The sequence below is a fragment of the Phocaeicola sartorii JCM 17136 = DSM 21941 genome, from assembly GCF_054653615.1.
Genome location: NZ_BAAIFW010000005.1, coordinates 1,062,525 through 1,080,957, shown reverse-complemented (window position 1 = coordinate 1,080,957; position 18,433 = coordinate 1,062,525). Strand labels below are relative to the sequence as shown.

Genomic DNA, 18,433 nt, shown 5'->3' with positions numbered 1-18,433 from the left:
GCTAAAACTGACAGTATCTAATATGGGCGAGTATTATTACAATGTTATAATATAGTCAAAGGTTATACCATTTTCACCATATCTGCCAACTGAACAAAATAGTCATTTGACCAGATGTCTAATTCCTTCGGATTGCGCACAAAAGGAAGAACATCCTCTTTTACTTGTTTGATATCTGCTGTAGAAAGACGTTCTTTAAGCTTATCCTTGAATAGTTCTGGAGTAATCTCCTCATTATTGAACTGCTTGCATCTCTCAGCCAAATGTGCAAAATCAAGTGGCACATTATGACGAACATACCATTCAAAGTCGTACCAATCGCGTCCCTTGACTCTGTTTTTCCACACACGATATACCAAGGCATGCATCTTGCCGGCAAACAAATCGGGTAGAGTGAAGCAGCGAGTCATGAATGAATGAGGCTGAAGCAGCAGTTTCTGCTCTGTCTTGAAATTCAATGGAGGACAAGTGTCAACCTCGATCTTGATTTTTATAGACTTCTCTGTTTGAAACATTACATCATATACATCGGTGTTGTCCTTCAGGAAAGCAGACTCAACCTTGCCGAAATTCTTCTTGTCCTTTTTCTTGATTTCAACCTCACGACCCACCAATGCAAACGCATCAACAATGGGTTGGAAATATTTGCTGAAATCAAACGCATCGTCCTGTGCCAGCAGAGAAAAGTCCATATCTTCACTGAAGCGTTGCAACCCGTAAAAGATTCTCAGACAAGTTCCTCCATAGAATGCTACCGATTCAAAAAATCCACCATTATACAAACCAGCAAGAATCACCTGTTGGTTTACTTCAAAAATAGCGTTTCGCTTATTCTGCTCTGTCGTCAGATCGTAGCGTGACAACATGCTATCATAAATTTCATTCTTCATCGTCTCAGAAACTTTAATACAGTTGCAATAGAATCGGCCTTCTTGCCTACCTTTATATACTCTTCAAAAATATTAGCGTCAAACTTATAGAACTCATCCATATCCATTCGGATGTCATGCTCAAGATAGTTTTCCACATCCTTCAGGAAACGCAGATTGACCTTGGAAGAATTTGCTATCAGATCGCACAGAGCCTTTTCTGGTGACGCTATCAAGAAAGCATATTCCCCCTTATGCATACTTCTTACTCCTACTGAAAATGCATCTCTGTCAATATACTTGTAATCGTAATTCCCTATAGGGGTATGAAAACTTCGGGAATGCTTTACCGTCATAGACTGATGCGTATACACAGCCTCCGGAATCAAACCATAATATCTCAATGCTGTCGACATAGAGATGTAAGAAGGAGCATAAAGATGATTTGCTATCAATTCATTTGAAAGCGTCTTTCCTGAATGTTCGGGATTGACAACATAGAGCCCTCTCTTCAATCTTATAATATACCCATTCTTCTCAAGCCAAACAACCTTCTTATCTGCCGACTTGAGTTCAGGATATAACGATTCAATGATTGAATTCGTTATAGGGATAGCTCCTATTTCCGTTAATTGTCTATTCATGTTGCAAACATAGTAATATTTTGAACAATAAAAGAGTTTATTCTTCTTTTTCTATTCAAATATTTGCTATTCCAATATTTTGGATGGTAATTTTCATCCACTATATGTTATCATAACATTAGACAATGATATCTTGACTTTACTGTCATTTACTTTTCCAACAGTAATAGAAGCTTGCATATCCTTCACAACGGGAGAACCTGCTAATTTGAAATCTATTTCTCCTACTCATAAATAGAGTAAAGGGGCTATTGTTTTCTCCCCCTCATACAGACAAAGAAAAAGGGCATTTGTTCAGCCAAACGCCCTTTATTCTTATATAATAAGGATAACGTAGATTATTTTGTAAACATCAAACCTACTTCCAATTCTTTCACATCAGGAATAATTCCTTCCACTATTGCACTGAAAATTTTCTCAATCACTGCAAACTGCGGTTTCATTTCTTCAGGAAGCATCATTCCAATAATAGGCAACATTGTATTAGCGAATCCGGCAAGACCCACCACAACATCTGTAACCAAAGATACAGATAAAGTATTACCAGCAACCTGATAACTTACAGGTATCCCTTCTGTCAAAACTGTACTGGGATCCCATGAACGAGAATTGTCTACAGACATCATAGATAGCAATTCACTCAAGTCGAAAGCCAGATAAAGCTGACCATCTTTCATATAATATTGCAACATAGCAAATGTTTTGGGAGTAGTATCAACTGCATCTTGAGCATCAATTTTCCCATCACCATTTACATCTTTCGGCATATCAATATAAGAAGCGATCACTCTACCGTTTTCTGCAAATTCTATACTCTGAAGATAAACAGCATAAGTGCCCAACAAAGCTTGGATAACCTGTGTAAGCTGTGCATCCGGCATTGTTGCAGGAAACATCGGTTTCATATTCTCAGGAATAATATCCAAGAGGCTCTCCGGTAAAGTCACACTGCCTTTATTCGTTGCAAATTTGAAAATAGGAGCAGCCATGTTTTCTGGTGTTTTCATCAGATTCCATTTACCGATAATATCACCTATTACCCTATAAGTCACCTCGGCAGTCAATTTACGGTCTTCACCTACTGTTCCTTTAAAGGTTACAGTATAATCATTGTTTTTCAACTCACCACTTAAAGCATATACTTCCTTACCTTCTTCTTTTGTGATAACTGCCTCTTCAATAACAGCGGTTCTGCTACCAACCAGCATACCACTTAAAGTAACCTGTGCAGCCTTCTCGGAAAGCACCTTTATTGACACAGATCCACTGGTCAGCTCCTTACCATTATAGGTAATCGCATTACCTTTTGCTGAATAACTAGCATCAATCGTACCATAACCGGAACTTACCAGATCCAAAGTTAATTTACCACTATTATCAACAGAACCATCAATCGTAATGGTGTATCCCAATTTAGGCTCTACTGTTCCGGAAATCTTTCCATTGTTCAAAGTTACGTCAGCTTCCACATTCAATGCTACATTAATAATTTTCTTGAAAACCAGAGTAGCCGCAGAACCATTTTCTTTTGCTATCAAAGTAACAGCATAATCAGAACCATTATTATGAGATTTACCATCGAATGTGATAGCCAGACTATCGTTAGCATAAACTCCTGAAACAGCCGCCCAACCAGAAGTAGCTACATCGATTGTCATTTTTCCAGCAGTATCCACAGTACCGTTTACAGTAACTTTTAAAGGAGAATTCGATGCTTCCATTCTGGCAGCCTCCAGATCTGTTGTGCCCGAAAAATTATAAGAAGTATCATTTTTCTTTTCCATAGTTACATTTACAGGCACTGACGCATGACCATAAATGGCATTAATCAAAGTCACTTTAGCATTCTCGCCATTTATAATATCTAAGGTTGCAGTAGCACCGGCAGGTGTTGTGTTATTCAACTTCAAAGTTACATTGTCGTTGGTTATTTCCGGAATCTGCTGCCATGTAGTATCTTCATCATCGTCACTACATGCTGTGAACAATGTCACTGAACAAATCACAGCGAACAAATAATAAAAAAGATTCTTTTTCATTGCTTAGTTAATTTAATTTATACTCAAAAAATCGCGCAAATATACTAAAAAGTTAAACGTCTAATTCTTCTTATCGAAATTTAGAACACATTTTATGTAATTTAGAACATTATTCCGGCAGCAACACCACTCCCAACTTCTTCTTTCCATCCATCTTCACTATCAGTGGTTTATCAAACCGCACGTGACGTATGAACTTCGTTTCTTCAACAGCCGGCTGAGCATCCAGCACCTCCTGGCTATAAATGCCATCCTTTATATAAGCATTGATCGTGAAATACCCCACCCCAAAGGAAGTAAGATTCTGGAAAAAGTGGGTTCCTTGACTGGGATCCACACGATAGTTGGTCAGCCCTGCCTCCACAATGACTCGTGCCGCCGAAATATGCGGCCACTTCACAGGAATGCCCAGCCACGAATCGCTGCTTCCCCAACGCCCCGGACCTACCAGTATATAATGTTTCCCTTCATCCAGAAATTTACGGTTCATCTTTTCTATTTCATAAGCGATGGTAGGATTATTGGAAGCGGTATAACCGTCTGTTTTCACATAGATCACATCCTGAATGTCCTCCATTATGCCATGTCCCAGCGAATTATTACTCTTTAAAAGAACATCTTCATCCTTGATAAGGTTCAAATCTTCTTCCAGATTGGCTTTCACATCCACCATCGGACGAATCTGCAACAAATAGAAAGTACCATTTTTCTTTTGCTGGTTCAGCGTCACTGCAAACTCTATCTCGACAGGACGCCGCATCTCGCTTTGCCCGTATTCCTGTACCAATTGCAAAATACGGGGCAAAGGGAATACATCATGCTGCAACACATTGGCAAATGTTATCACTTTACGCCCCCCCGGATAAATTCCGTCGCGGATAATCATATCATACGGATCATACGTGGAAGCGATGAAAGCCAAAGCTCCGTCATTATCGGCCTCCTTCACCGGCAGCTTCAACAAATTAAAACCGTCATCCAACGAAAAGTCATGCCCTGTATTCTTCAAATCAAGCGCATAAAATTGAGTCTGCGTCTCACGCAAAGCGATTTCCATCTCACTGGTTTGCAAGACCTGATTAGGATGATACGGACACACCCGCAAAGTCAAACCTCCATCCACAATATACTTGCCCAGCCCCAAAGCAAGGCTCACAGTCCCTTCTTCGGCCTTCTCATCTCCTATCGGATAATAATTGAGCGAACGCGCCACTCCCGAAATGGAAGGATAAAAACGGTCACCATATTGCGTACCGACCACCTGCTGCAAGATTACAGCCATCTTCTCCTGGTCTATCACATTGCTGGTAGCCTGCATATAAGCCTTGCTGTCTCTGAAAAAGACAGAAGCATATACCCCTTTTATAGCATCGCTCAGCATACGGAGCATCTCATACTTATCATCCAGATAAGGAATCATATAAGTAGAATAGATTCCAGCAAAAGGCTGATAATGAGAATCTTCCAACAAACTGGAAGAACGGATGGCTATAGGTGACTTCACCACATCAAAGAAAGCGAAGAAATCTTCCACCAGACAATCCGGCAACTTGGCCCGAAGAAAAGCCTTCAATATCGTATCATCATCCGCATCACTCAACGCCACCTGGTACAAGCTATTGGTATCCATGAATTCATCAAAGATATCTGTACAAAGCACCACCGTTTTAGGAATAACTACCGTCGCATTCTCAAACTCATCAAATTCCGCATGACGCTTTACCATATTGTCTATAAAAGCCAAGCCACGTCCTTTACCCCCTAATGACCCCTCACCGATACGGGCGAAATTAGAATAGCGGTCAAAACGATCACGCTGGAACACCGCCACCACACCTTGGTTCTTCATCTTACGATATTTCACAATCGCCTCAAAGATTATGCGACGATGGGCGTCAATGTCCTGCAAAGAATCCCAAGTAATCTGCTTTAGGAACTCGGCAGGTGGAAACATGGCACGGGAATACAGCCAGCGGGACACGTGGTTACGGCTGATATGATAAAGGAGAGACTCCTTAGGAATGGCAAAGATTACATTCTGCAACTCTTTCAAGTTATGAACACGGGCCACTTCCTCCAATGTATCGGGGTTACGGAAAATGAAATCCCCGAAACCAAAATCATCAGACACAATCTCGCGCAAGTCTATATTCATCTTCTTGGAATTCTTATCCACGAAACTGGCACCATACCGGGAAGCATACACCTTGTTATTCACCTCGGCCGACTGCAAGATAAGAGGAATAAACGGATCCCGGGAACGTACCTCCGCCAACAGCTTGATACCTGCCATCGGATCCACCACACCACCGCGCGGATAACGGGCGTCCGTAATCACACCTAATACATTATTCTGATACTTATTATACAAGTCCATCGCCTCCTCGTAGGTACGTGCCAATACAATTTTGGGACGTCCCCGCATACGCAAGGTACGCTGATGGGCATTCAAGGCCTCCGTGGCAAATTCCTGGCTCTGCTTCAACACGAATTTATACAAGTTGGGCAATACGGAAGAATAGAACCGGATGGAGTCCTCCACCAACAAGATCATCTGCACTCCCACCTCTTTTATATCATGCTCCAAATTCATCTTATCCTCTATCAGCTTGATGATAGACACCAACAGATCCGTATTTCCCAACCAGCAGAACACATATTCAAAAATACTCAAATCCTCGTGCTCCATACGTGCCGTGATGCCGTGCGAGAACGGAGTCAGCACCACCAGTGGAATATGAGGATATTGTTCTTTTATGCTGCGTGCAATTTCAAATGTATCACTGTTATCGGATCCGGGCATACAAATCACCAGATCGAATGTCGTATTCTCCAATTGCTTCCAAGCCGCCTCCTCGGTAGAAACTTGTGTGAAACGAGGCGGATAACGAAGGCTGAGATTCATATATTCGTTAAAGATCTTCTCATCTATACGTCCGTCATCCTCCAACATAAAAGCATCATACGGATTTGCTACCAAAAGAACATTAAAAATCCGTTTGGTCATGAGGTTTACAAACGAAGTATCCTTGAAATACAACTGATTTAATTTTAACTTGCTGAACATGGTTACTTGATTTACATGGATAATGTAATAGCAAAATACGTCAATAATATTGTTTTATGCAACTTATTCGCAATAAAAAAGAACTTTTGGGTAGAGAGGGTTCACCACGGAGATTAACTTTTTATCACCAGCAGACTAAAATTTAGCCAAAAATATTTTGCCAATTCATCAAAAAACATACCTTTGCATCAGAAATGATTTTCATTTTGTCAAAACCTTAAATGCATAATAATTATGGATATTAATCAAATCATGACCTCCCTGGAGGCAAAACACCCTGGTGAATCAGAGTACTTGCAGGCTGTAAAAGAAGTCCTGCTTTCTATTGAGGATATATACAATCAACATCCGGAATTTGAGAAAGCGTCCTTGATTGAGAGACTGGTAGAACCCGACCGTATCTTTACATTTAAGGTGCCCTGGGTGGATGACAAAGGAAAAGTACAGGTAAACTTAGGTTACCGTGTTCAATTCAATAACGCGATCGGCCCGTACAAAGGCGGTATCCGTTTCCATGCTTCTGTAAACCTCTCTATCCTGAAATTCTTAGGATTTGAGCAAACCTTCAAAAATGCACTGACCACATTGCCTATGGGCGGTGGTAAAGGTGGATCCGATTTCTCACCACGCGGTAAGAGCGATGCTGAGATCATGCGCTTCTGCCAGGCATTCATGCTGGAATTGTGGCGTCATGTAGGTCCGGATATGGATGTTCCTGCCGGCGACATCGGTGTAGGCGGCCGTGAAGTAGGCTATATGTTCGGTATGTATAAAAAACTGACCCGTGAGTTTACAGGTACCTTCACTGGTAAAGGCTTGGAATTCGGTGGTTCATTGATTCGTCCTGAAGCAACCGGCTTCGGCGGTCTTTACTTCGTCAACCAAATGCTGAAAGCAAAAGGAATTGATATCAAGGGTAAAACTGTAGCTGTTTCCGGTTTCGGTAATGTAGCTTGGGGTGCCGTGACTAAAGCGACTGAATTAGGTGCGAAAGTAGTCACAATCTCTGGACCCGACGGTTATATTTATGATCCGGACGGCATAAGCGGCGATAAAATTGATTATATGCTGGAATTGCGTGCGTCAGGCAATGATATCGTAGCTCCATACGCTGAAAAATATCCTAACTCCACATTCTTTGCCGGACGTCGTCCGTGGGAAGTTAAGGTGGATATTGCACTTCCATGTGCAACTCAAAATGAATTAAATGGCGAAGATGCTTGTAATTTAATAAAAAATTCCGTTCTTTGCATTGGAGAAATCTCCAATATGGGTTGTACTCCCGAAGCCATTGATGCATTTATCGAAAATAAACTGATGTATGCACCGGGCAAAGCGGTAAATGCCGGAGGTGTAGCTACCTCAGGTCTGGAAATGAGCCAGAACGCGATGCATTTGAGCTGGAGTGCACAAGAAGTTGATGACAAGTTACATCAAATCATGTATGGTATCCACGAACAATGCGTGAAATATGGTACAGAACCTGATGGATATATCAACTATGTGAAAGGAGCAAACATTGCAGGCTTCATGAAAGTAGCTCATGCCATGATGGCTCAAGGAATTGTTTAAAAGCATTCTATTAGCATAAAAATATCTCGTTTAGTTGTATTTGTATTTTGTATTGTAGCTTGCGCTGCCCGCCTGTGAAGGTATGGCAGCGTTTTTTTATGGTATATCCAATCTTTTTTATACATTTGTAGCTTCAAGTAACGTATGTAAAATTTAAGTTATGGAAATAGTACAACTAGATGGCCTTGAACCTCAATTATTTAATTTAATCGGACCATTGGCTATGAATCCCAAAGTCCTGAAAGCAAATAACAATTATCCCTTTAAAACGACCCAAAGTTTTCAATGGTACATTGCTGTCGAAGATCATGACGTAACCGGCTTCATCCCCGTAGAACGGAAAAGCGGCAGTTATGTTATCAACAACTATTATGTCCATAACGATAATCAGGAAGTGCTGACCGAACTGATAGGAGCAATAAAGCCCAAAAAGAATTTATATGCCATTGTTCAGACCAAGCACGAGGCGACTTTTTCCGGATGCGGCTTTCAAACTGAGCACCGCTGGACTAATTATATAAAAATGATTTACAACACAGACAAACATGAATAATAAAAGACCTAAAGGGGAAAATGTTTATCAACTCGTTCAAAAGAGACTCAAATTCCTATTCAACGAATTTGATAATATCTATGTCTCTTTTTCAGGAGGAAAAGACAGTGGTGTCTTGCTCAACTTATGTATCCAATACATCAGAGAGCATAATCTGAACAGAAAAATCGGAGTATTCCACATGGATTATGAGGCACAGTACCAAATGACCACAGAGTATGTGGAGCAAACCTTCAGAGAGAACCAGGATATTCTGGACATATACCATGTATGCGTTCCATTCAAGGTGGTGACTTGCGCTTCCATGTTCCAAACCTACTGGCGCCCCTGGGACGAAAGCATGCACGCCCACTGGGTAAGGCCTCTTCCGAAAAACTGTTATAAAAAGGAAGACTTTCCCTTCTACAATGAGGAAATGTGGGACTATACTTTCCAAACCTCATTCGCATCGTGGTATCATAAAAAGCATGACGCAGTACGCACTTGCTGCCTGGTAGGTATCCGTACCCAAGAGAGCCTGGACCGGTGGAGAACCATTCACGGCAACAACCGCCTGAACAGCTATCATAACCTGAAATGGACCCGCAGGCTGGGATACGATTTATACAACGCCTACCCTATCTATGACTGGACCACCGAAGATATATGGACTGCATACGCCCGTTTCAAATGGCCGTTCAATCAAATGTATGAACTTTATTATAAAGCCGGCGTACCTTTGGACAGACAACGTGTAGCCAGTCCGTTCCTCAGCACAGCACAGGAGACTCTGAAATTATACAAAGCCATCGATCCCAATACGTGGGGAAGAATGTTAGGCCGCGTAAACGGAGTGAACTTCACCGGAATCTATGGCGGAACCCGTGCCATGGGGTGGCAAAACATCAAATTGCCGGAAGGCTACACATGGAAGGAGTATATGTACTTCCTGCTGGACACATTACCCGAAGAAACCAGGCAGTCTTACTTGGAAAAACTAAGAGTAAGCCGGGAGTTCTGGAAGTATAAGGGAGGGTGTCTGGATTTATCAACGATCCGCAAACTGACTGACTTGGGCATAAAATTCTATGTACAAAAGAAAACGAACTACAAGACAGACAAACTTCCTGTCCAGATGGATTATCTGGATGACATAGACATTGCGGAATTCAAAGAAATCCCCACCTATAAACGTATGTGTATTTGCATTCTGAAAAATGACCACGTATGCAAATACATGGGATTCGCCCTGACCAAAAAAGAAAAATTAAGAAGAGACAGAGTGATGCAGAAATATAAAAACATTATCAAATGAAAGAAGAATTCGAAAGTCCTGTGTATCACGTGCACAGAGTACCGGTGGAAAAGGTACGCGCCAACAGTTATAACCCAAACCACGTAGCCGCTCCTGAAATGAAGTTACTGGAATTAAGCATTTGGGAAGATGGTTACACTATGCCTTGCGTATGTTATTATATTCCCGATGAAGACATCTATGAACTGGTAGATGGCTATCATCGTTACTGCGTGCTTAAAACTTCCAAACGTGTGTTTGAACGAGAGAAAGGTCTGCTTCCCGTAGTCGTTATAAAAAAAGACCTTTCAAACAGAATGGCAAGTACCATCCGCCACAACCGTGCCCGTGGTACTCACAGCATTGAATTGATGGTGGATATCGTGGCAGAACTGACCAAAGCCGGAATGAGTGACGAATGGATTAAAAAGAATATCGGCATGGATGCCGACGAACTTTTACGACTCAAACAAATATCCGGCTTGATGGAACTCTTTGCCGACCGGGAATTCACCATACCCGAACCGTAAAGCAAATTTAATTAATACACTATTCAGTTGAAATATCATGCATTGATCATAGGGTTGTCGGTTCTGGCTTTACAAAGCTGCACCGACAACCTTATTTATACAGAGCCCGGCACGAAGGCAACCTTCACTGGTAATACATACCAAACAGCTTTCACAGGAACTTCCTCCATCTCTACTTTCAGCCCCGGCAGCCAAATCCTGCTGAATGCTTCGGGCAGTCTTCAAATAGACAATCAGGTTCTGACCTATATTGACAATCAATGGAAAGCAAGGGATGAATTTGGCTGGACTGACGGGACGGAAACAACAAACGTCACTGCATTCTATCCTGTCTATCCCGATTTAGCTTATACCAAGGAAAACCTTTATAGCAAGGGAGGATTGGAGGATGTACTCTATGACAAGGATGAATTTACTGCCGGTAATACCATTAGTCTGCATTTCAAACACTTGTTTTCTCTTCTGACACTCCAGCTGAACGACGATTTGCAGAATGGTTTTCAGAAGATAGAAGTATCATGTCCTGCGGTCGTTTCTGCCATAGCACCGGAATCAGCCGAAATTACTCTTGCAGCCCATGAAACGCATACCACCTCTATCACTCAAGTTTCTTCCTCCGGAAAGTATTCGTTTATCGTTCCTCCGGCTGAAAATATGACGATCACTATAAATATTCAGACTTCCAACAAGAAGTACACCGCCCTATTGCCATCCAAGTCTTTCACCGGAAATCAGGAATATACTTATAACATGAAGATTTCTGAAAAAATGCCGGGCATTGTAACAGCCGAAGACTGGATTGCATTCAGCCGGCTGATAAACCATAATAACATAACTGAATACAATGGAAAAACGCTTGCTGATTTCGGAGAGACAGTGAATGGAATCACGACTTATTACCTGCTGAATGATATTGATTTTAAAGGGGTGGATTGCAGCAAATTAGAATATGTTGGAGGATGGTCTAATAGAGACCGAATATTTAGAGACATATTTGATGGACGAGGACATAAAATTTCCAATCTTATTCTAAAGCCATTCAATGGTCATGCCGGATTATTTGGTAAAACAGGATCATCTTCCATAATCAGCAATCTACACATGGAATCATGCTCTGCTTATATCAAAGCAAATGACAAAAGCGCAAGTTCAGGAATTGGAACTATAGCCAGTTTCAATTTGGGAACTATCATAAACTGCTCTGTAAAGAATTGTTTCATTATGTCAGAACAGGAGGTAGATACCGGTGGTTTAGTAGGATGCTCCAAACAAGCAATTATAAATTGTAAAGTAGAAAACACAAACATATCAAGCAAATACTATACCGGAGGATTAGCAGGTAATGCCTGTGGAATTATATTAAATAGTTTTGCCGCCAATGATACGGTAAAAAGTACAAGTAATTACAGTGGAGGTCTTATCGGAAGGTCATTCCCATCAATGACTGTAATTATGGCCAACTGTTATGTTCATGCTATCACTCTCCCCTCCATCCAAAGAGGAGCACTGATAGGAAACTCCAATCAATATCACATAAACAATCTTTTTTACCCCATTTCATCCCCTAATCCTATAGGAAATATCAAAACAACGGTCACTGGAGCAAGTCCCTATCATTTCACAAATGAAACGAAAGATGCCATCTACCAACTTCTCAACCAATGGATAGACGAAACCGCCCCTACCCTTTATCCCGATTACACCTTTACCCGATGGACAGACGGAGGAGAAAGCCTTCCTGCCATTTTCATTACAGACTCTCAGAGTGAATCCAAGTAAGTTGACTTAAAAGGCAAAGTAACTTAACTTACTTGGACAAGTTACTTAACTTACTTGAAAACGGGATTTCCCGCCTCATTTCCTAAAATCCGGAAGAGAATATATAAGGCCTCCCCATACAGAAGAAACTACGATGACTGAAAGCATTCGTCTATCAGGTTCCGGTTCAACAGTGTCCAATAAAAAAACCGCTTCCTCCTTTTACAGGAGAAAACGGCTTTTATATCCAATTGATAGCTTGTTCTTATTAAAGAGCACCTACTTCGTTCAAAGCAGCGTTAGTCTTGCGGACAGCAGCAGCGCTTGCAGCAAATTTAGCTTTTTCATCTTCGTTCAAAGGCAGTTCAACGATCTTTTCGATACCGTTCTTACCCAAGATCACAGGAACACCGCAGCAAATGTCTGATTCACCATATTCGCCTTCCAAGTAAACTGAACAAGGAACCATCTTACCCTGGTTGTGGATGATAGATTCAACAACAAACGCACCAGCCGCACCCGGAGCATACCATGCAGAAGTACCCAGCAACTTAGTCAGAGTAGCACCGCCCACCATAGTAGCAGCAGCAACTTCCTGCAATTTTTCCTCAGACAAGAAATTAGAAACAGGCATACCCTTATAAGTAGCGAAACGAGTCAAAGGAATCATAGTAGTATCACCGTGACCACCAATAACCATACCTTCCACTTCATTAGCGTTGCAGCCCAAAGCCTGAGACAAGAAATATTTGAAACGTGAGCTATCCAAAGCGCCACCCATACCGATGATTCTGTTCTTCGGCAAGCCCAAAGCTTTCAATGACAAATAAGTCATGGTATCCATCGGGTTAGAGATAACTACGATGATAGCATCAGGAGAATACTTCAAGATATTCTGAGCAACAGACTTAACGATGCCCGCATTAACACCAATCAGTTCCTCACGAGTCATACCCGGCTTACGGGGAATACCTGAAGTGATAACCACAACGTCAGAGTTAGCTGTTTTTTCATAATCGTTTGTGCAACCTACAATGTTTGTATCGAAGCCTAACAGCTGAGCTGTCTGCATCATATCCATTGCCTTACCTTCTGATACGCCTTCTTTCACATCCAGCATTACCACTTCATCTGCTACTTCGTTAAAAGCAAGAACATTTGCACATGTAGCACCTACGTTACCTGCGCCTACTACGGTTACTTTTGACATAATCTCTATATTTTGTTTAAAGTTGATAATAAAATCGCCTCCTTAAAAGCACCGCAAAGTTACAATGATATTCCGGATTAAAGAAAAATTTCCATAATATTTTTCGAGCAGTGTACATAAATTATTGTACTTTTGTCCAAAATTCAATGTAACACTATGGATAAGAGCAAAAAACTGATTATTGTCATTATTCTGCTGATCGTGATTATCGGCGGAGTTTCTTTTTATGCTTTCCACCAAGCAAAAGAGAATAAAGAGATGAGCGAATTATTCGCTGTGGAGAAACTGGAAATGGAAAACGAATACACCACTTTCGCCACCCAATATGATGAACTTCAGGTACAGATAAACAATGACTCCTTGCGCGAAAAGCTGGAGAGTGAGAAGCTGAAGACACAACGGCTGCTGGAAGAACTGCGACAAGTAAAAACCAGCAATGCAGCTGAAATCATGCGGCTGAAAAAAGAACTGAAAACCGTGCGTGCCGTACTGCGCACCTACGTTATCCAAATAGACTCACTGAACAAACTGAACCAGGCACTGGCCGAAGAAAACCAGGAAGTAAAACAAAAATATACACAGGCAACCCGCCAAATCAGTAATTTATCTCAAGAGAAAAAGAACCTGAACGAGAAAGTTACCTTGGCGGCGCAATTGGATGCCACAGGAATCAACGTAGATCCTAGAAACAAACGCGGCAAAACAGCCAAGAAGGTGAAAGATGTGAAGAAGATCGCCATCTCGTTCACCATTGTCAAGAACATCACTGCCAAAACAGGCGAACGTACCTTATATATACGCATTGCCAAGCCGGACAACGATGTGCTGACCAAGAGCGCCTCAGACACATTTCCATACGAGAACCGCAACCTGGCTTATTCTATCAAGAAATACATAGAATACACCGGAGAAGAGCAGAATGTGACCGTTTACTGGGAGGTAGAAGAATATCTGCCTGCCGGAACTTATCACGTTTACATCTTCGCCGATGGCACAATGATAGGACAACAGGCGTTCAGCATGAAATAACAGGAAACGTTTCTCCAAAGTATATCCGTAAAAAAGATCAGCCGGTTGAAAATCAACCGGCTGATCTTTTTTACGGATATACCAAACACAAACCATGAACATGTAGATGACAAAATCATAAAAATATTTTAAAATAACGCCTATAATATGGCTTTCCTGAAGATTTGTTCTATTTTTGTTGCATAAACAACTTAAGAACCATAAAACAAGAACACTATAATGAAAAAGATAGTAGCTTTCATCCTATTTATCGGTGTTTTAGATAGTCTTTCGGCCCAAAACGCCCTCACCTTAGATAGTTGTCGCACTTTAGCACTATCCAATAACAAAGAGCTGCGCATTTCAGCTGAGAAGATAACCGCGGCACATTATGAAAAGAAAGCGGCTTTCACCAATTATCTTCCAAAGATTGCCGCCGTAGGAACATACATGCGCACCCAGAAGGAAATCTCATTATTAAGTGACGAGCAAAAAGGAGCTATCAGCCAGATAGGGACTGCCGCCCAAGGCTCCATACAGGAAACGTTCCAGCAGCTGGCAGCTTCCAGTCCCGAACTGGCACAGATACTTCAACCGCTTGCCCCCCTTATCCCCGGCATCGGAAACGCACTGAACAAGGTAGGACAAGGTTTGGTAGATGCCCTGCACACCGACACGCGCAACATGTATGCAGGAGCCGTAACCCTTACCCAGCCCATCTTCATGGGAGGGAAAATCGTGGCCTACAATAAAATCACCCGATATGCCGAGCAACTGGCCGAATCACAGCATGCCACCGGTATGCAGGATATCATCTTGAGTACAGACCAGGCCTACTGGCAAGTCATCTCACTGACAAACAAGAAGAAACTGGCACAAAGCTACCTGCAATTAGTCAGCCAGCTGGACAGTGATGTCGATAAAATGATAGCCGAAGGTGTAGCCACCAAAGCCGACGGACTGAGCGTAAAAGTGAAAGTGAATGAAGCCGAAATGAAACTTACACAAGTGGATAACGGATTAAGCCTGTCCAAAATGGTATTATGCCAATTATGCGGCCTGCCCTTACAGGATGAAATACACCTGGCAGATGAAGATGTGGAAAGCTTACCCCTTCCCGAATACCATGCGGGCGACAATGTAGCCACCGCCCTGGCAAACCGCGAGGAATTGCGAAGTCTGGATCTGGCCAGCAAAATTTACGACCAGAAAATCAACATTACCCGTGCAGGATTCCTTCCTACGGTAGCTCTGACGGCCAACTATATGGTAACCAATCCCTCACTGGTAAACGGCTTTGAACGCAAATTCCGCGGCATGTGGGCCGTAGGCGCTATGGTAAAAATCCCTATCTGGAACTGGGGCGAAGGAATGTATAAGGTAAAAGCCGCCAAGGCAGAAGCAAACATAGCCCGCTACCAACTGGCAGACGTGAAAGAAAAGGTAGAGTTGCAGGTAAGTCAAGCCAGCTACAAAGTAAACGAAGCCGCCAAACGGCTGGAAATGGCCGAAAAGAACAGGGAGAAAGCAGACGAGAACCTGCGCTACGCCAAGCTGGGATTCATGGAAGGAGTGATTCCCACCAGCAATGTGCTGGAAGCGCAAACCGCCTGGCTATCCGCCCAGTCGGACAAAATAGACGCTCAGATTGATGTTAAACTGACCGAAGTCTATTTGCGCAAGGCAATGGGAGTACTAAAGTAAAATTTAAAGATTAAAAACGAATAGATATGGCAGAAAGATCACAACACAGCAATATTTTGCTGGCATTCATTTCACTGACAGCAGTCATTGTCATCGTGTCACTGATAGGTTTCTTTACACTGGGTAAAGGCCCGGAAATCATTCAGGGACAGGCAGAAGCCGACGAATACCGTGTTTCCAGCAAAGTGCCGGGACGCATTCTTGAATTTCGTGTGAAAGAAGGAGATAAGGTAAAAGCAGGCGACACACTGGCTATCCTGGAAGCTCCCGATGTGAAAGCCAAACTTTCCCAAGCGCAGGCAGCCGAACAAGCGGCGCAAGCCTTGAGTGAAAAGGCGCAACGGGGCACCCGTCGGGAACAACTGCAAGCCGCCTACGAAATGTGGCAGAAAGCCAAGGCCGGTGTGGAAATAGCCGAAAAATCATACAACCGCGTGAACCGGCTCTTTGAACAAGGAGTGATGTCCGCACAAAAGCGTGACGAAGCCAAAGCGCAGTTTGACGCCATGACCGCCACCGAAAAAGCCGCCCGTTCCCAATACGAGATGGCGAAAAACGGTGCGCAACGTGAAGACAAAGCCGCAGCCGCTGCCCAAGTGGAACGTGCCAAAGGCGCTGTAGCCGAAGTTTCCTCCTACATAGACGAAACCATACTGACCGCATCGGCCGATGGAGAAGTGACCGAAATCTTCCCCAAAGCAGGTGAACTGGTAGGAACCGGTGCTCCGATTATGAATATCGCCCGGTTGGATGATATGTGGGTGACTTTCAATGTGCGCGAAGATTTCCTGAAAGACTTTACCGTAGGAAATGAGATCAGCGCATTTATCCCTGCCTTTGACAGGGAAGTGAAACTCAAAGTCACCTATATGAAAGATCTGGGTACATACGCCGCTTGGAAAGCTACCAAGACTACGGGGCAATTCGACTTGAAAACCTTCGAGGTGAAAGCTGTTCCCGTAGAAAAGACAGACGGATTACGCCCCGGAATGAGTGCCATCATTGAGAAATAACAGACAATGAACAGTACAGTCCATAACCGTATCCTCCGCATAGCCCGACGCGAAGTGTTCCGCATCGCTACAAGACCGCTATATCTGTTCTGCATGATTATAGCGCCCTTGTTCTGCTACCTCTTTTTCACCACGCTGATGTGGAACGGACTCCCTACGGATATGCCGGCAGGTGTGGTCGATTTGGACAACACAGCTACCACACGCAGCATCATCCGTAATCTGGATGCTTTTCAGCAAACGAAAATTGTAGCCCATTATCCCAGTTTCGCCGATGCCCGCAAAGCCATGCAGCAAGGGAAGATCTACGCTTTCTACTATATTCCCGAAGGAACCACGGACAAGGCATTGGCAAGCCGCCAGCCCAAAGTGTCTTTCTATACCAACTATTCCTATCTGGTAGCCGGCTCACTGCTCTACAAAGACCAGCGCACCATGTCCGAACTGGCAGGCGGAGCCATCGGCCGCGCCACCTTATATGCCAAAGGAGCCACAGAAGACCAGGCCATGGCGTTCCTGCAACCCATCGTCATCGACTCCCATATACTGAACAATCCATGGCTCAACTACTCAGTATATCTGAGCAACACCATCCTGCCGGGTATCCTGATGCTGCTCATCTTTATGACCACCGTCTATACCATCGGAAGTGAAATGAAGACCAACACCCAGAAAGAATGGATGAGCATGGCAGACAATTCCATCACCGTAGCCCTGACCGGCAAGCTGCTGCCCCAGACGTTGGTTTTCTTTGTCATGGCCACCTTCTATAATGCCTATCTGTACGGTTTCCTGCACTATCCCTGCAACAGCGGCATACTGCCCATGCTGTTTGCCGGCCTGTTACTGGTGCTGGCCTCGCAGGCATTCGGAGTCTTTCTATTCGGACTGTTCACCACCGTCCGTCTGGCACTGAGCACCGCCTCCCTATGGGGAGTGATTTCCTTCTCCATCTCGGGCATGAGTTTTCCGGTAATGGCTATGAATCCCGCGTTACAGGCACTGGCCAATCTGTTCCCGCTGCGCCATTACTTCCTGATTTATGTAGATTTGGCGCTTAACGGATATCCGCTGATTTACGCATGGCATTCAGTAGTCGCGTTGATGTTATTCATGCTGTTGCCTTTCTTCATCCTGAAAAGGCTGCGCACGGTACTATTGCACTATGTATATATCCCCTAAAACGGCAAGCA

14 protein-coding genes are annotated in these 18,433 nt (G+C 43.2%); 9 read left to right on the top strand and 5 right to left on the bottom strand.

The window, feature by feature from the left end; genetic code table 11:
- Positions 1-62 precede the first annotated feature (62 nt).
- The 4 genes from ACYQ0C_RS04530 to ACYQ0C_RS04515 form a co-directional block, all read right to left on the bottom strand.
- Complete coding sequence (locus tag ACYQ0C_RS04530; RefSeq protein WP_016277147.1) at positions 63-890, bottom strand: nucleotidyl transferase AbiEii/AbiGii toxin family protein; 828 nt, start codon at positions 888-890, stop codon at positions 63-65.
- Positions 887-1,513 carry a type IV toxin-antitoxin system AbiEi family antitoxin domain-containing protein gene (locus ACYQ0C_RS04525; protein WP_016277146.1) on the bottom strand — a complete coding sequence of 209 codons (627 nt, stop codon included), beginning with the start codon at positions 1,511-1,513 and terminating at the stop codon, positions 887-889. The genes ACYQ0C_RS04530 and ACYQ0C_RS04525 overlap by 4 nt, the downstream gene beginning before the upstream one ends.
- Positions 1,514-1,851: 338 nt before the next feature.
- Positions 1,852-3,552 (bottom strand): DUF4925 domain-containing protein, encoded by a 1,701-nt coding sequence (locus ACYQ0C_RS04520; protein WP_016277145.1) that lies wholly within the window; start codon positions 3,550-3,552, stop codon positions 1,852-1,854.
- 109 nt (positions 3,553-3,661) lie between these two features.
- Positions 3,662-6,619: a PEP/pyruvate-binding domain-containing protein gene (locus ACYQ0C_RS04515; RefSeq protein WP_016277144.1), complete on the bottom strand. Its 2,958-nt coding sequence runs from the start codon at positions 6,617-6,619 to the stop codon at positions 3,662-3,664.
- Between the two features lie 234 nt (positions 6,620-6,853).
- Between ACYQ0C_RS04515 and gdhA the strand changes: the two genes are divergently transcribed.
- From gdhA to ACYQ0C_RS04490, 5 genes are all read left to right on the top strand, one after another.
- Complete coding sequence (gdhA, locus tag ACYQ0C_RS04510) at positions 6,854-8,191, top strand: NADP-specific glutamate dehydrogenase (protein WP_016277143.1); 1,338 nt, start codon at positions 6,854-6,856, stop codon at positions 8,189-8,191.
- 160 nt (positions 8,192-8,351) lie between these two features.
- Positions 8,352-8,744 (top strand): hypothetical protein, encoded by a 393-nt coding sequence (locus ACYQ0C_RS04505; protein WP_016277142.1) that lies wholly within the window; start codon positions 8,352-8,354, stop codon positions 8,742-8,744.
- On the top strand, positions 8,737-10,038 hold the full coding sequence (locus tag ACYQ0C_RS04500; protein WP_016277141.1) for a DUF3440 domain-containing protein: 1,302 nt from the start codon (positions 8,737-8,739) through the stop codon (positions 10,036-10,038). Before ACYQ0C_RS04505 ends, ACYQ0C_RS04500 begins: the two co-directional genes overlap by 8 nt.
- Positions 10,035-10,547 (top strand): IbrB-like domain-containing protein, encoded by a 513-nt coding sequence (locus ACYQ0C_RS04495; protein ID WP_016277140.1) that lies wholly within the window; start codon positions 10,035-10,037, stop codon positions 10,545-10,547. The genes ACYQ0C_RS04500 and ACYQ0C_RS04495 overlap by 4 nt, the downstream gene beginning before the upstream one ends.
- Before the next feature lie 27 nt (positions 10,548-10,574).
- On the top strand, positions 10,575-12,326 hold the full coding sequence (locus tag ACYQ0C_RS04490; protein ID WP_016277139.1) for a fimbrillin family protein: 1,752 nt from the start codon (positions 10,575-10,577) through the stop codon (positions 12,324-12,326).
- 247 nt (positions 12,327-12,573) lie between these two features.
- Here ACYQ0C_RS04490 and mdh read toward each other — a convergent pair whose 3' ends face one another.
- Positions 12,574-13,515: a malate dehydrogenase gene (gene mdh / locus ACYQ0C_RS04485; protein ID WP_016277138.1), complete on the bottom strand. Its 942-nt coding sequence runs from the start codon at positions 13,513-13,515 to the stop codon at positions 12,574-12,576.
- Between the two features lie 156 nt (positions 13,516-13,671).
- Between mdh and ACYQ0C_RS04480 the strand changes: the two genes are divergently transcribed.
- The 4 genes from ACYQ0C_RS04480 (at position 13,672) to ACYQ0C_RS04465 (ending at position 18,422) form a co-directional block, all read left to right on the top strand.
- On the top strand, positions 13,672-14,544 hold the full coding sequence (locus ACYQ0C_RS04480) for a hypothetical protein (RefSeq protein WP_016277137.1): 873 nt from the start codon (positions 13,672-13,674) through the stop codon (positions 14,542-14,544).
- Between the two features lie 219 nt (positions 14,545-14,763).
- The gene (locus ACYQ0C_RS04475) at positions 14,764-16,227 is read left to right on the top strand and encodes a TolC family protein (protein WP_016277136.1); all 1,464 of its coding nucleotides are present in this window, start codon (positions 14,764-14,766) and stop codon (positions 16,225-16,227) included.
- 26 nt (positions 16,228-16,253) lie between these two features.
- Entirely contained in the window at positions 16,254-17,240 is a 987-nt protein-coding gene (locus ACYQ0C_RS04470; protein WP_016277135.1) for an HlyD family secretion protein, read from the top strand.
- 6 nt (positions 17,241-17,246) lie between these two features.
- Positions 17,247-18,422, top strand: a complete 1,176-nt coding sequence (locus ACYQ0C_RS04465) for an ABC transporter permease (RefSeq protein ID WP_016277134.1) — start codon at positions 17,247-17,249, stop codon at positions 18,420-18,422.
- Positions 18,423-18,433 lie beyond the last annotated feature (11 nt).